12 protein-coding genes, 1 pseudogene and 1 riboswitch are annotated in these 14493 nt (G+C 39.5%); of the genes and pseudogenes, 1 reads left to right on the forward strand and 12 read right to left on the reverse strand.

The window, feature by feature from the left end; translation table 11 throughout:
• Positions 1–18: 18 nt before the first annotated feature.
• Positions 19–115, reverse strand: a riboswitch (purine riboswitch).
• Together guaC and QM928_RS00180 are read right to left on the reverse strand one after the other, a co-directional pair.
• On the reverse strand, positions 108–1091 hold the full coding sequence (guaC, locus tag QM928_RS00175) for a GMP reductase (protein ID WP_414294187.1): 984 nt from the start codon (positions 1089–1091) through the stop codon (positions 108–110). It overlaps the preceding riboswitch by 8 nt.
• 170 nt (positions 1092–1261) lie before the next feature.
• Positions 1262–2044, reverse strand: a pseudogene (locus tag QM928_RS00180) (5-methylcytosine restriction system specificity protein McrC); the annotation flags it as partial.
• Between the two features lie 183 nt (positions 2045–2227).
• On the opposite strand from QM928_RS00180, the gene QM928_RS00185 reads away from it, so the two are divergent.
• On the forward strand, positions 2228–3931 hold the full coding sequence (locus QM928_RS00185) for a thiol-activated cytolysin family protein (RefSeq protein WP_153225765.1): 1704 nt from the start codon (positions 2228–2230) through the stop codon (positions 3929–3931).
• 352 nt (positions 3932–4283) lie between these two features.
• On the opposite strand, the gene QM928_RS00190 is transcribed toward QM928_RS00185, so the two are convergent.
• The 10 genes from QM928_RS00190 to topA form a co-directional block, all read right to left on the reverse strand.
• Complete coding sequence (locus QM928_RS00190) at positions 4284–5063, reverse strand: L-threonylcarbamoyladenylate synthase (RefSeq protein ID WP_153225735.1); 780 nt, start codon at positions 5061–5063, stop codon at positions 4284–4286.
• A gap of 27 nt (positions 5064–5090) precedes the next feature.
• Positions 5091–5684 (reverse strand): 3-isopropylmalate dehydratase small subunit, encoded by a 594-nt coding sequence (leuD, locus tag QM928_RS00195; RefSeq protein WP_153225734.1) that lies wholly within the window; start codon positions 5682–5684, stop codon positions 5091–5093.
• A gap of 9 nt (positions 5685–5693) precedes the next feature.
• The gene (gene leuC / locus QM928_RS00200) at positions 5694–7076 is read right to left on the reverse strand and encodes a 3-isopropylmalate dehydratase large subunit (RefSeq protein ID WP_414294188.1); all 1383 of its coding nucleotides are present in this window, start codon (positions 7074–7076) and stop codon (positions 5694–5696) included.
• 3 nt (positions 7077–7079) lie between these two features.
• Positions 7080–7349 (reverse strand): DUF1294 domain-containing protein, encoded by a 270-nt coding sequence (locus tag QM928_RS00205; RefSeq protein ID WP_414294189.1) that lies wholly within the window; start codon positions 7347–7349, stop codon positions 7080–7082.
• Positions 7346–8383: a 3-isopropylmalate dehydrogenase gene (gene leuB, locus QM928_RS00210; protein ID WP_414294190.1), complete on the reverse strand. Its 1038-nt coding sequence runs from the start codon at positions 8381–8383 to the stop codon at positions 7346–7348. The genes QM928_RS00205 and leuB overlap by 4 nt, the downstream gene beginning before the upstream one ends.
• 11 nt (positions 8384–8394) lie before the next feature.
• A complete protein-coding gene (locus QM928_RS00215; RefSeq protein WP_371607854.1) occupies positions 8395–9957 on the reverse strand; it encodes a 2-isopropylmalate synthase in 1563 nt (520 codons plus the stop codon).
• 314 nt (positions 9958–10271) lie between these two features.
• Positions 10272–10928, reverse strand: a complete 657-nt coding sequence (locus tag QM928_RS00220; RefSeq protein ID WP_371607855.1) for an MmcQ/YjbR family DNA-binding protein — start codon at positions 10926–10928, stop codon at positions 10272–10274.
• Between the two features lie 43 nt (positions 10929–10971).
• A complete protein-coding gene (locus QM928_RS00225) occupies positions 10972–11604 on the reverse strand; it encodes a copper homeostasis protein CutC (protein WP_371607856.1) in 633 nt (210 codons plus the stop codon).
• 92 nt (positions 11605–11696) lie between these two features.
• Positions 11697–12056, reverse strand: a complete 360-nt coding sequence (locus tag QM928_RS00230) for a YbaN family protein (protein WP_075229033.1) — start codon at positions 12054–12056, stop codon at positions 11697–11699.
• Positions 12057–12311: 255 nt separating this feature from the next.
• The gene (gene topA, locus QM928_RS00235) at positions 12312–14399 is read right to left on the reverse strand and encodes a type I DNA topoisomerase (protein WP_371607857.1); all 2088 of its coding nucleotides are present in this window, start codon (positions 14397–14399) and stop codon (positions 12312–12314) included.
• Positions 14400–14493: the final 94 nt, after the last annotated feature.

Below are 14493 nucleotides of genomic sequence, written 5' to 3' on the forward strand. Positions count from 1 at the left end.
GATATCCCTGCTTTTTTTATCTCTCTTCGACTTACTCATTGTTAGGTATTTACGGTACCTTGTAGAAACGCCACGCCAATTCGCGGCATAAATAAGTAATCATATTTTTAGTGAGCATCTCCATTCCAGATAGAGTTCTTCACAATCACATAATCTACATGTCTAAGATCAGCTACCTTTCGACCTCCAGCATAAGAAATCGAACTTTGCAAATCCTGTTCCATCTCAGTCAAGGTATCTTGCAAATGTCCTTTGGCAGGAAGAAGGATTTTCTTACCTTCGACATTCTTATAGGCACCTTTTTGGTATTCTGAAGCTGAACCATAGTATTCTTTGAATTGTTTGCCGTCAACTTCAACTGTTTTACCAGGACTTTCGATATGCCCTGCAAACAGTGAACCAATCATAACCATACTTGCACCAAAGCGGATTGATTTGGCGATATCACCATGTGTACGAATACCACCATCGGCAATAATCGGTTTACGCGCAGCCTTAGCACACCAGCGAAGGGCTGCTAACTGCCAACCTCCAGTACCAAAACCAGTTTTGACCTTAGTAATACAAACCTTACCTGGACCGATTCCGACCTTAGTAGCATCTGCACCAGCATTTTCAAGTTCACGCACAGCTTCTGGAGTTCCAACATTACCAGCGATGACAAAAGTATCAGGTAATTCTTTCTTGATGTGCTGAATCATTGAAATAACGCTATCAGCATGACCATGAGCAATATCAATGGTGATGTACTCTGGAGCATCTTCCTTTAATTGACTCACAAAATCATACTCATAGTCTTTAACACCTACCGAGATTGAAGCAATTAAGCCCTGATCGTGCATACGTTTGACAAAAGGAATGCGTCCTTCTTCATCAAAACGATGCATAATATAGAAATATCCACCCTTGGCAAGCTGTTCAGCAACATCTTCATCCAAGATAGTTTGCATATTGGAAGGAACAACTGGTAATTTAAAGGTATGCTTCCCTAAAGTTACCTGCGTGTCAGCCTCTGCACGACTTTTAAGAACACACTTGTTAGGGATTAGCTGAATATCTTCATAGTCAAAGATCGGAAATTCGTTTAACATATTTCTCTCATTTCTCTTGTTTAAACCTTCCTAAAGTTAGGAATAGCCTCGTCTTTTCCAGACAATTACTCTAACAATTTTACAATAATGTCCGTTTTTTGTCAATTGTAATGACCGAAAACAAATAATGTTCGTGTTTCGTATTTTTGATCAAGGAGATAACCAGACATTTACCCTGAATTTGTCTTACCTTTTAAATTTCTACCTATATTTTCGATAAAGATTTTTTCAAAGGACTCCATCTTCCTGACAAAATCTTGATAGCTTTCAGCTTGTCCAGGGACTTGGATAGACCATTTCTTCAACAGGGCTCCATAACCTGCTAGCTTACCTATCTCATTATCAACTACCTTTTCCTTGCTCGGAAAAACAAGCCCATCCTGCTCAGCTTTTAAAATATAAGAATAAGAAATCAGCTGGAACAAGTCTTCACGATTGATTCCCTTTTCAGTCAATTACAGTTTTTTATATTTAGCATCTAGTACGATTTTATGGTTTTGATGATAGAAATCTGGAAATACTTTTCTTTCACGATTAGAAAATACCGAAATACCGTCCGTCTTGTCCTTATTTCGTGGATGGGTGAAATCTTTTGGCAACAAGGTATAAACATACTCTTCCCAAAGCCAGGCAACATCAAAAAGAATACCATGGATTTTTTGCTCTTGATATCCTAAACCATGCTTTTCTCTATTTAGGATCATCAGGCAAAGCTCTTGCAATTTTCTGTACTCTCGAAAGTATGCATGACGAAGAGGTTTGGTTTGATTTAGTCTGATAATCTTAGCACGAGCAGCTAATTTATAAGAGGGCGTTACTCGTACGATTTCTGCCACATTTTCACGACTAATAGAGAGATTATCAAGAACTCCCCTCCCTATACTTTTCTGATTCTTCATGTATTCAATTGTATGACGGATCAGCTGCATGAGTGGATTATCATAGGTGAATTCTCAAGTAAAGAAAAATTACACTAAAAAGCTAAAATCTTCGAAACAAAATTAAACATATATAAAGATATGTCTAATTTCCGCAGAAAACGATTGCATAAGATTTTTATTTCTGCTAGAATATTTTTATCCCGAGAAAGCGCATTCAAGAGATAATAAAATGAAATAATAAACTAGGAGCTTTATATGATTCAAAATAATCTTGAAAAAGGTTTTCGTTATTCTATCCGAAAACGTAGCATTGGTGTCTGTGGTGTAGTTATTGCAACTTTTTTATTAAGTACAGCTTCGATTATTCAAAATAATACTGTAAAAGCTACTGAACCCTCAATTTCAAGTAGTTCTAATCCAAAAACAGAACCTACAGTAAACGAACAAGAAAGTACTCCAAACCTCAATTCAAAAACCGAAGAAAAAGATGCCACTACTGTAACTGAAGCACCAAAAGCAGATGTTATGGAAAACCTCATGAGATCTACTAATCAGGCAGATAAGGACTTGAATAAATATCTTTTCGGATTAAACTACAACAAAATTGATATTTTAACTCGTAGAGGTGAAGCAATCGAAAATTATTCAAATACATCTTCAAAACAACAAGGGAATGAGTTTGTTGTAATTGAAAAAGTGAAAAAGAGTATTTCTAATAATTCAGCTGATGTTTCAATTAACGGTAATAGCGACATCTTCTTAGGCGCTTTGTTCCGAGCAGATCAAGGGTTATTAGAAAATAAACCTCAACTTGTTAGTATTGATAGAAAACAGGGTAGAATCAGCGTGGACCTTCCAGGAATGGCTGGATCAGATAGCTATACTGATGCAAACACAACAGTCAGTGGTATGCAGGAAGGAATTAACACTCTGGTAAATAGATGGAATGCAAATTATGCATCAAGTAATCCCGCACCTGCTCGTATGCAATACGATTCTACTTCAGCATATAGTATGAATCAACTAAAAGCAAAATTTGGTAGCAACTTTGAAAAAATTGGGGTTGATTTAAAAATTGACTTTGAAGCTGCACAAAAAGGTGAAAAACAAATTGAAGTTGTCGACTTTAAACAAATTTACTTTACCGCTAACTTTGATGCACCAAAAAATCCTGGAGATGTCTTTGGTGATAATGTAACAGTCAACGATTTACAAGATCGTGGCTTGGATGAACAAACACCTCCTGTTTATGTTTCTAGTATGTCTTATGGCCGTCAAATGTATGTTAAATTTGAAACAACAAGTACAAGTACAGAACTTAAAGCAGCTATAAATGCTGTCATTAAAGGTGTGCCTATTAACCCTGAATCTGAATGGGCTCGTGTTTTGAAAAATACTTCTGTAACAGCTGTTATTGTTGGCGGTAACGCTGATGGCGCTGCTCGAGTAGTTACTGGAACACCTGAAGATCTCAAGAAATTAATTCAAGAAGGAGCTAATTTTAGTACACAAAATCCTGCAGTCCCTATTTCTTATAAAACTGCCTTTTTAAGAGATAATCAAGTTGCAACAATCCAAAACAGTACTGATTATATTGAAACTAAAATTACCTCTTACAAGAATGGCTATCTCAATTTGCAACATAAGGGTGGATATGTCGCTCGTTACTACGTTTACTGGGACGAAGTCACATATGACGAAAATGGAATTGAAAGCATCCGCTCTCGTGAATGGGAAGATAATGGAAAAAATAGAACTGCTGGTTTCCAAACTGAACTACAATTTAGAGGAAATGTTCGCAATCTTCGCGTAAAAATTCAAGAAAAAACAGGTCTTGCTTGGGAACCTTGGAGAACAGTTTATAATCGTACAGAATTGCCTTTAGTTCAAAAACGCACTATTATCAATTCAGGAACCACACTAAGACCAAAATATAGTGAACAAGTTGAAAATAACTAATAAAATCGTTAAAATGTAGAGTATCATTATTCATCAAATATCATTTTTGAACCTTTCTGAATTTAAGATAACTCTATTCGATAACTTATACAATAAAAGGAAAACATCTTTTCATGAGATGCTTTCCTTTTTGTTTTTTTGAGGTTCTTAATCCAATTAACTCAACTTATCACAATTTAATACTCATTTAAAATCAAAGAGCAAACTAGGAAGCTAGCCGCAGGCTGCTCAAAGCACTGCTTTGAGGTTGTAGATAAGACTGACGAAGTCAGTTACATATATCTACGGTAAGGCGACGCTGACGTGGTTTGAAGAGATTTTCGAAGAGTATAAACCTCACTTCTTCTACATCCTAATAATACTCCCCTTGACGGTAGTCCCATGAGTTAAAGGTATCTGACAGGTGCATCATGATTTTATCAATGTCAAGCCCTTTACGGATAACAACTGGAGCTGGTGAAGTTGAGCGTGCTCCTCCTTGTTCTGGGATGAGTTTGCCGTCTTTATCAACCATAGACACCATCACACCTTGCTCGTAGCGAGTTTCAACTGTTTTGTCTGGCTGGATTGAAGCAACATAGTCGTCAGCTTCTATAACAAGGTCCACTGCTCCTTCGATACGTTGACCGATACCTTCAACCTTACCACGATTTCCTTTTCCAGATGGGTTTGCAGATGAAGCGTAGACCATTTTCCCTTCTTCCCAAAGTTTGGCAGCTAACTGTTCACCAGCTTTCCCAAATTTGATAACAAAGCAGCTCGTTCCACGAACGTCAGTCATGAGTTCTTCACGGCCATCACCGTATACTTTCAATTTCTCAAAGGCTTCTGGTTTCCAAGGAAGAATACAACCAAGAAGAATATCTTCATCCCAATGTTTTTGATAGAAGGCTTCGATTTCAGGGTTGAGTTGAGCTAAAGCGCGAAGCTCATCCATGCTTCCACAGAGGACTACGCCTGGTTTGTTACGACTACGTTCTTTGGCTTCAAACTTACGTTCAAGACCTGCCTTATCGCTAGTCATGATGATGTAACCAACTTTTGTAGGGCAAACAATACATCCGCCCTCACCTTTTAAAATGTCATAGCCTTCTTGTGAAAGTGTTCCGTCCCATTGAATGTGTTTTGTCATAGTTCTGTTTCCTTTTCTATATTTACTCTAATCCTGCCAATAAGCTGGGCGTTGTTTTTCGTAAGCAGCAATCAAATCTTCGTACTGCAAGGTAATACCGATATCATCCAAACCATTTAAGAGCTTGTGTTTCCACTCGCTATCAATTTCAAAGGAGAATTCTCCAACTGGTGAGATGATTATTTGTTGTTCCAAGTCAACCGTCACTTGGTCAGTTGGTTGGAGCTGGGCGAGTTTTTCTCTAACTTCCCTAGGTTGAACAATGGGTAACATGCCATTATTGAGTTCATTATTGTAATGAATATCTCCAAAAGATCCGGCAATCACGACCTTAAAGCCGTAGTCTGCTAATGCCCAAGCTGCGTGTTCCCTCGAAGAACCAGCCCCAAAATTATCTCCTGTGATGAGAATACTAGCTTTGCGATATTCAGGTCGGTTAAAGACAAAGTCTGGGTCCTCAGTATACCGATCATCCAGATAACGCCAAGCATACATGAGGTACTTACCAAATCCTTTCTTATCAATTAACTTGAGAAACTGCTTGGGTAGGATTTGGTCGGTATCAATATTATCATTCATAAGAGGAACCGTTGTTCCTGTATAAACTGTAAATTTTTCCATATCCTCTCCTTACTGGGCCTCTGGCATTTGCCGAACGTCTACGAAACGTCCTGCGATAGCTGCCGCAGCTGCCATTGCTGGACTACAAAGATGAGTCTTCGCTCCAAATCCCTGACGATCTTCAAAGTTACGATTGCTAGTTGAGGCGCAGTGAACACCATCTGGTACCTTGTCAGGATTCATTCCTAGGCACATGGAGCAACCTGGGTCTCTCCACTCAAAGCCAGCATCTAAGAAAACCTTATCCAAGCCCAACTTCTCAGCAGCTCGCTTGACTGGTCGAGAACCAGGTACCACAATAGCTGTTAAGTTAGGGGCAATCTTCTTCCCTTCAACAAATCGAGCTGCCAGCTGTAAATCACTTAGTCTAGCATTGGTACAAGAACCGATAAAGACATAGCCTAGTTGGATATCTGCTGGTTTCTGACCTGGTTGTAAATCCATGTAATGATAAGCACGTTCATCATTCATATCCTTTATTTCTGGGAAGCTAGAATCAAAGTCAACACCCATAGCTGGATTGGTTCCCCAAGTCACCATAGGAGCCAATTCAGAGACATCCATTCGGATAACCTTGTCATAGACGGCATCGTCATCACTGACAATTGTTTTCCAATCAGCCACAGCCTCTTCGAAATTCTCTGGAACACATTCCCGTCCCTTGAGATAATCATAGGTCTTCTGATCTGGATTCATGATTCCCATCTTAGAGCCAAACTCGATAGACATATTGCAGATGGTCATTCGCTCTTCCATACTAAGTGCATCAACCGCTTGGCCACGATATTCTACTACGTAGCCAACACCACAAGCAACACCGTATTTGGCAATCAAGGCTAGAATGAAATCCTTGGAATAGACTCCTTTTTGAGGAACTCCTGTGAATTCCACCAACATTTTCTTTGGCTTAACCTGCCAAATGGTTTGAGTAGCAAATACGTGCTCGACCTCACTGGTCCCAATTCCAAAGGCAATCGCTCCAAAAGCTCCATGGGTTGCTGTATGGCTATCACCACAGACGATGAATTTTCCTGGTTGTGTTCGTCCTGTTTCGGGACCAACCATATGAACGATGCCCTGTTTTTCAGAACCATGGGCCGCATGTTCAATCCCGAATTCCTCAACATTCTCCGCCAACTTATCAATTTGAGCCTTGGAAATTACATCTCGAATATCGTAGATATTAACTGTCGGTACATTGTGGTCAAAGGTACCAAATGTCAAGTCTGGTCGTCTCAATCTGCGTCCTGCGTCTCGTAATCCTTGAAATGCCTGAGGACTGGTCACTTCGTGGATATAGTGTTGATCCACATACATGAGTTGTGGTTGTCCCTCTTCTCCTGTGATCACATGGAGGTCCCATAATTTATCAAAAATTGATTTTCCTGCCATTCATTACCTCCATACAAAATACAAAGCTACTAGTGTAGTTACTATTCCTAGGAACCAAACTGTTTTAAAGTACCATTTTCTAGTCTTGTGGTGAAAGGTCATTCCTGCTAACCAGGCACCAAATCCAGCACAAGTAAAGGCTAAAATGAGTAAGATTTTCTCTGGAACGCGCCAAGCACCTCTTCTTGCCTTGGATTTGTCAATGCCATATATCAAGAAAATGATGAGATTCCAAATCAGGAGGGCAAAAGTAATTCCTTCGTTTAATTTCATAGTCTTGCGATAATGGCTTCTGTCATTTCTCTAGTCGAAGCCTGTCCTCCTATATCTCTTGTTAAAATGCCAGCAGCTAAAGTTTCTTCTACAGCACGTTCGATACGCTGCGCATCCTCATAACGTCCAAAGCTGTCTCTCAACATCATAGCAACAGATAATATCATGGAGATAGGATTGGCAATTCCTTGACCTGCAATATCAGGCGCTGAACCGTGAATGGGTTCATAAAGACTTGGGCCATTTTCAGAATGACTGGCTGATGGCATAACCCCGAGTGTACCAGATAGAACGCTTGATTCATCAGAAAGAATATCTCCAAAAAGATTCTCCGTTACAATAACATCAAACTTGGCAGGATTGGTAATCATGAGCATGGCAGCTGAGTCCACTAACTGGTGTTCCAAGGTCACATCTGGGAAATCCTGTGATACCTTCTCAGCTACTTTCCGCCAGAGTTTTGAGGTTGCCAAAACATTTTGCTTATCAATACTGGTAAGGATTTTTCTCCGACTTCTTGCAATTTCAAAAGCCTTGCGAATAATTCGTTCTACTTCCTCATAGCTATAATCGTTGATATCACGCGCTTTTTTTTCTTCAAGGATATGATCACCAAAGTAAATTCCTCCTGTCAACTCACGTACTACTACAAAGTCAACACCAGTTATTCGTTCTGGCTTAAGAGGTGATAAGTGCTTGAGACTCTCAAAGATTTTAACCGGACGAATATTAGCATAGAGATTGAGTTCCTTTCGGAGAGCCAAAAGTCCTTGTTCAGGTCGAACTGGAGCATCATCATACTGAGGACTACCGATAGCCGCTAGAAGAATGGCATCTGCTTCCCTAGTTGCCTTGAGGGTTTTATCAGGTAAGGGATGCCCTGCAGCATCAATACCTGCACCTCCAAAGGGTCTTCTATCAATCTCATAGTCAAAGCCTGTTTTTTCGGATATCGATGCTAGAACTTCTAAACCAGCTTCCATGATTTCTGGTCCAATCCCATCACCTGCTAGGACAACAATTTTCTTTGTCATGGTATTCTCCTTTAAAGACTAAGCATGTCGCGATAGGAAACATTTGGACCTATCTCTCCTGTATTCTCTTTTTGAACAAAAGTATTAGCATTAATGTAGGCAATAGCTGAAGCCTTCAACACATCGAAATCAATTCCGGCTGCGTTAAATATTGTTTCTGTTTCTCTATTTTCAACAGTAACTAAAACTCTAGCCTGAGCATCGATTCCATCCGTCACAGCATCAATGGTATAGGATACCAGGCGAACAGATTGATTAAAAAATTTGTCAACAGCGTTAAAGATAGCCTCAACAGAACCTTGTCCAGTCGCATTAAAGTCGACTTTCTCACCATCCAAATTAGCCAAGCTAACAGTCGCTTCAATTTCATTTTCCGCATGAGTTTGAAGTTGTAAATCATCAAAGTGGAAACCTTCTGGATTTTCAATCATGGTTCCAGCTACCAGAGCACGAATATCCGCGTCTGTGATTTCTTGCTTCTTATCTGCAAGTGATTTGAATTTGTCAAAGAGTGGCTTGATATCCTCTTCTGTGAAGTCTAAGGCCAGTTCTCTCAGTTTTTCTACAAAGGCATGGCGACCAGATAATTTTCCAAGCGGAAGACTATTACTTTTAACACCCACCAACTCTGGGGTGATGATTTCATAGGTAAGTGGGTTTTTAAGGACTCCGTCTTGGTGAATACCTGATTCATGAGAGAAGGCATTTCCACCGACAACTGCCTTATTTTTGGGAACTGGAATTCCTGAGAAGCGAGAGACCATTTCGGACGTATTAATCGTTTCGTTTAGGACGATACTTGTCTCTGCTTGGTAATATTCTTGGCGAATATTGAGGGCCACTGCTATTTCTTCTAAAGCAGCATTCCCAGCTCGTTCTCCAATACCGTTAATAGTTCCTTCAACTCGTCCTGCGCCATTCTTAACAGCAGCGAGGCTATTTGCTACCGCCATTCCAAGGTCATCATGGCAGTGAGGTGAATAGATAATCTGACGATTGGTTTGTACATTGTCAATCAGATATTTAAAGATACTTCCATATTCCTCTGGAGTTGTAAAACCTACTGTATCAGGAATATTGATATAAGTCGCACCCGCATCAACCGCAGTTTGAACGACTTGTAGAAGAAAGTCCAGCTCAGTTCTAGTCGCATCTTCTGGAGAGAATTCTACTACTTCAAACTTACTCCGTGCATAGGAAACATGTTCACTGATCGCTTCCAAAATCTCTTCCTTACTCTTATTAAGCTTATACTTACGGTGAATCGGACTGGTAGCGATAAAGACGTGAATCTGAGGATACTTTGCATCTTTTAGTGCTTCATAACAAGCGTCAATGTCTGATTTAACAGAACGAGCTAAACCAGTCACCGCTGTTTTCTTCAAGACCTTAGCAATCTCCTGCACTGCCGTAAATGAGTCTGGACTAGCTGCTGGAAAACCAGCTTCAATTGCTGAAATACCCCATTTCTCAAGCTGTTTTGCTATAGCAACCTTTTCCTTTATTGAAAAATTGACACCTGGTGTCTGCTCACCATCTCGAAGGCTAGTATCTAGAAATTCAACTGTTCTCATAAGATTTCCCCTTTTCTAAATTTGGTTTTAAAAAAACATCTCGCTCGGAGTTCCAAGCGAGATGTTGATTTACTCCCGCTTGGTAAGCCAAACAGGACTAATGCTTCTGCACTAGCCCGAGTACCTCAACAACAAAGCAAATTGATTAAACTTAGCTGTTTTCATGTTTGACTTTCTCCTTCGTTTGATATCTTGTTTAGTATTTTAGCATAGGAAAAAACACATGTCAAGAAAAAATCCAATATTTTCTGAAAATTTCTTCAGTAAAGAATATTTTGCTAATTGAAAGTATTTGAAAAATCAAGTAAATCTAATTACTTTTTCAAGGTCAAGTTCCAGCTTTTTTCGATCAATTCTAGCAACTCTTCATCTGATAAACTATCATCCAGTGGCACACTAATCCAGTAGCGTTTATTCATATGAAAGGCTGGATAAATTCCGTTTTTTGAAAGCAAGTCAGCTACTTGGTCGTGTTTGAGGTTGACTGCTTCCACTAGCCCTTCTCTGCCCTTTTCAAGCTTATCCCAAGAGATTCTCATCAAAACAACATACCACTTCTGATTATTCTCATGGCGTAGAATCGCAGTATCAGGAGATTTCTCCCATAAGTATTCTAATTGATTTTCATACTTTTCTTGAACACGAGTCATGATTCTCTTGGTCTGAGGATAGATAAAATCCTGTACCTCAAAACAAGACTTTCGGATTTCATAAAGAACTTCTAAGCAGGCTTCACGGACACTTCCTACAAATGCCCCTCTCATACTGGTCATATGAACTTGAGGATAGAGATCACCAGTTTCTTGGTCATAAACTTGAAAACTTAAGTCTCCATCCTCAACTGTAACCATCATGAGAAAATCTCCGTGCAAGATAGTTGAACTATGGTTCCATACGCCTTGATTTTCTTCAAATCCATACTCTTTAGCCTTTTTACTATTAAACTGATAGGCTTTAAAAATTTCAAACATAAGCGAAAACTGCTACCATAAGCTAGCAGTTCCTTTCTATTTTTTAAAAGACAACCTTAGTTCCATGTAATTGTGTCACACCCAGTTGGTCAATGAAGATCTGACGGTTGTCCATGTCAATCCCTCCACCAGGTAAAATTTCAATTTTTCCTGCAGCGTGTTCTAGGATTCTGTGATAGTGCGCAAAACGTTTCTCTAGAGAATCGCCAGATAGGCCAGCACGAGTCAGAATGCGTGTCACTCCAGCTTGGCTGAGCCAGTCAATAGCTTCTAACTGATCTTGTTCGCTCAATTCATCAAATGCCATATGGAAAACAATTTCCATACCTTTAGATGCAGCAATCAATTTTTCAAGCTTGGCCTTGTCCAACTTCTTATCAGCTGTTAAGGCACCAAAGACAACCCCTTGGCTACCTGCTTGAGCAGTTAGACGAATATCCTCGAGCATGATAGCAACTTCTAAATCATTGTAGACAAAGTCACCACCACGCGGGCGAATCATAGTCATAATGGTCGTATCGTAGTCGGCCGCCAGTTCCACAGCTGCCTTTGTCACTCCGTAGCTTGGAGTTGTTCCACCAACTGCTAGATTATCACAGAGCTCGATGCGGCGAGCTCCTGCCTGCATAGCTTTTTCAAGCAAGGTTACATTTTCAGCACAAAATTCGTAAATCATTTGATTCTCCTTGAAGATTAGTTTAAATTTATTATATCATATTATTTTGAATATGTTTTATTTTTATCAAGAGAAATCCTTACTTATTAAAGCTAGTCTTTATCAGGAATAACCTTAAAAAGATAGTAGGTAATAAAGATGGTTAAACATCCCAAACCGATTTTGACTGGTAAAAGAGGCGCAAAATAAATGGAAATTCCCATCAAGATATAAATTGATACAATAATCTTTTTCTTACGCTCACGCGCAATAGACTTGGTCTCACGAAAGTCCGCTACGTAAGTCTGATAAAGTTTGGTATGATAAAGCCAATCTTCAAAACGCTTGGAACTTTTGGAAAAACAAGCAATAGACAACAAAAGAAAAGGAGTCGTAGGCAACAAGGGCAAGACAACTCCAACAATAGCCAGAGCTAATGAAAGAAATCCAATAATCAGATAAATAATACGCATAACTTCTCCTAGTTAATACTCTTCGAAAATTAAATTCAAACCACGTCAGCGTCGCCTTACCGTATATATGTTACTGACTTCGTCAGTTCTATCTACAACCTCAAAGCAGTGCTTTGAGCAGCCTGCGGCTAGCTTCCTAGTTTGCTCTTTGATTTTCATTGAGTATAAAATAATCTTCTTCTAGTTTCACATACAATGATGAATTTTGTCAAGCCTTTACTAAAAAGAGCCTGAAATTTACTTTCAGGACTCATTTTATTTGATTTTTTCTTCTTCGTAATCACCATTGCTACAAACGATCTGCTTACCGCCACCACGGACTTTTTTCTCCATGAGGAAGTTACCACATTTTGGACAATCTCGGCCAACAGGCTTGTCCCAAGAAGTGAATTCACACTCTGGATAGCGATTGCAACCATAGAAGATACGATTACGCTTGGTTTTTCGTTCAATAATTTGTCCTTGATGACAGCTTGGACATTCGACTCCAATCTCTTTCACGATAGCCTGTGTATGACGGCAATCTGGGAAATTGCTACAAGCATAGAACTTACCAAAACGACCAAGTTTAATGACCATCGGACTGCCACACTCTTCACAATCAAATCCTGCTGGCTCATCCTTGATTTGGATTTTTTCCATTTCCTCTTCGGCTTTGGCAACCTCTTTAGAGAAGGGTTTATAAAATTCATCAATGACTCGTTGCCACTGCTCTTTTCCAACTTCGACATCATCCAGTTTACCTTCCATTTCAGCTGTAAAGGTTACATTGACGATATCAGGGAAATATTCAACGATGAGCTTGTTAACAATTTCTCCCAATTCTGTCGGTTCAAAACGCTTGGCTGCCAAACGCACATAATAGCGCTTTTGAATGGTTTCAATTGTAGGTGCATAAGTTGATGGGCGACCGACTCCGTTTTCTTCCAAAGTTTTAATCAGTGTCGCTTCCGAATAACGTGCTGGCGGTTGAGTGAAGTGTTGCTCAGGCTTACTATTGACCTGCTTGACGACATCACCAACTACCATATCCGGCAACATCTTATTCTTATCTGAATCATTGTAAATGGCCAAGTAACCGTCAAATTTGACCTGACTACCATTCGCTGCAAACTGAACTCCATTTTGAGAGAGCTTCACAGCCATGGTATCAAAGATAGCACCCGTCATCTGACTCGCTACAAAGCGATTCCAGATAAGGGTATAAAGCTTAAGTTGGTCTTTATCCAAATACTTAGCAATTTTTTCTGGCGTGTTAAAGACACTTGATGGGCGGATAGCCTCATGGGCATCCTGTGCACCAGTCGCATTCTTTACCTTGCTGCCATGTTTAGAATAGTTACTGCCAAAACGTTCATTAATGTAGTTTGCAGCTTCATTTTGAGCAACTGGACTGATACGAGTCGAGTCTGTACGCATATAGGTAATCAAACCTTGGACGCCCGTACCAATATTAATCCCTTCATAGAGTTGCTGGGCAACCATCATGGTCTTTCGAGTACGGAAATTGATTTTATTAGCTGCATCCATCTGCATAGTTGAGGTAGTATAAGGGAGTGGAGCGTTACGCTTGCGTTCTTTTTTATCTACCTGATCAACTGTAAAGTCTTTGCTGGATAGATGAGACAAGATTTCTTTGACCTCTTCATTGCTTGTCAATTTCATCTTCTTGCCATTCATTCCATAGAAGGATGCTTGGAATTGCTTAGTCCCCTTTTTGAAGACTCCATCAATAGTCCAATATTCTTCTGGTTGAAATGCATTAATCTCATTTTCACGGTCAATGATTAACTTGAGAGCAACAGACTGAACACGGCCAGCTGACAAGCCCTTCTTGACCTTTTTCCATAAAATTGGTGAAATAGAATAACCTACCAAGCGGTCCAAGACACGACGGGCTTGTTGGGCATCCACCAAATCCATGTCAATCTTACGAGGTTCTTTAAAAGCATTTTTAACCGCATCTTTTGTAATCTCGTTGAAAACAACACGATTAGCATCATTTTCATCTAGATTGAGAATATGAGCTAAATGCCAAGAAATTGCTTCTCCTTCACGGTCCGGGTCACTCGCGAGAAAGACTTTATTGGCTTTCTTAGCTTCTTTTTTCAAGTCATTGATCAGAGGACCTTTCCCACGAATATTGATATATTGGGGTTCATAATTATTTTCTACATCGACTGACATACTGGATTTTTTCAAATCACGAATATGACCAACACTGGCTAAAACCTTATAATTTCTACCCAGGTATTTTTCAATCGTTTTAGCCTTTGCAGGCGATTCCACGATTACTAAATTTTTTTTAACTGTTGATTTTTTCTTCTTTGTTGCCGTAGCCACAGTATCACACCTTTTCAAAGTAATAAACTTTATAAAGTGTAAACCATTTTTAAAAACCTGTCAAGACTTAACTCCTATATATAGAAGAAAAGTT

The organism is Streptococcus infantis (genome assembly GCF_047460405.1).
Taxonomy (GTDB): Bacteria; Bacillota; Bacilli; order Lactobacillales; family Streptococcaceae; genus Streptococcus; species Streptococcus infantis_Q.

Excerpts from the sequence above, each read along its gene's own strand:
- QM928_RS00205 (WP_414294189.1), bottom strand. The coding sequence starts at position 7,349 with ATGAAATTAAACGAAGGAATTACTTTTGCCCTCCTGATTTGGAATCTC.
- leuC (WP_414294188.1), bottom strand. The coding sequence starts at position 7,076 with ATGGCAGGAAAATCAATTTTTGATAAATTATGGGACCTCCATGTGATC.
- QM928_RS00215 (WP_371607854.1), bottom strand. The coding sequence starts at position 9,957 with ATGAGAACAGTTGAATTTCTAGATACTAGCCTTCGAGATGGTGAGCAG.
- leuD (WP_153225734.1), bottom strand. The coding sequence starts at position 5,684 with ATGGAAAAATTTACAGTTTATACAGGAACAACGGTTCCTCTTATGAAT.
- QM928_RS00230 (WP_075229033.1), bottom strand. The coding sequence starts at position 12,056 with ATGCGTATTATTTATCTGATTATTGGATTTCTTTCATTAGCTCTGGCT.
- QM928_RS00185 (WP_153225765.1), top strand. The coding sequence starts at position 2,228 with ATGATTCAAAATAATCTTGAAAAAGGTTTTCGTTATTCTATCCGAAAA.
- QM928_RS00190 (WP_153225735.1), bottom strand. The coding sequence starts at position 5,063 with ATGACAAAACACATTCAATGGGACGGAACACTTTCACAAGAAGGCTAT.
- guaC (WP_414294187.1), bottom strand. The coding sequence starts at position 1,091 with ATGTTAAACGAATTTCCGATCTTTGACTATGAAGATATTCAGCTAATC.
- leuB (WP_414294190.1), bottom strand. The coding sequence starts at position 8,383 with ATGACAAAGAAAATTGTTGTCCTAGCAGGTGATGGGATTGGACCAGAA.
- QM928_RS00225 (WP_371607856.1), bottom strand. The coding sequence starts at position 11,604 with ATGATTTACGAATTTTGTGCTGAAAATGTAACCTTGCTTGAAAAAGCT.
- QM928_RS00220 (WP_371607855.1), bottom strand. The coding sequence starts at position 10,928 with ATGTTTGAAATTTTTAAAGCCTATCAGTTTAATAGTAAAAAGGCTAAA.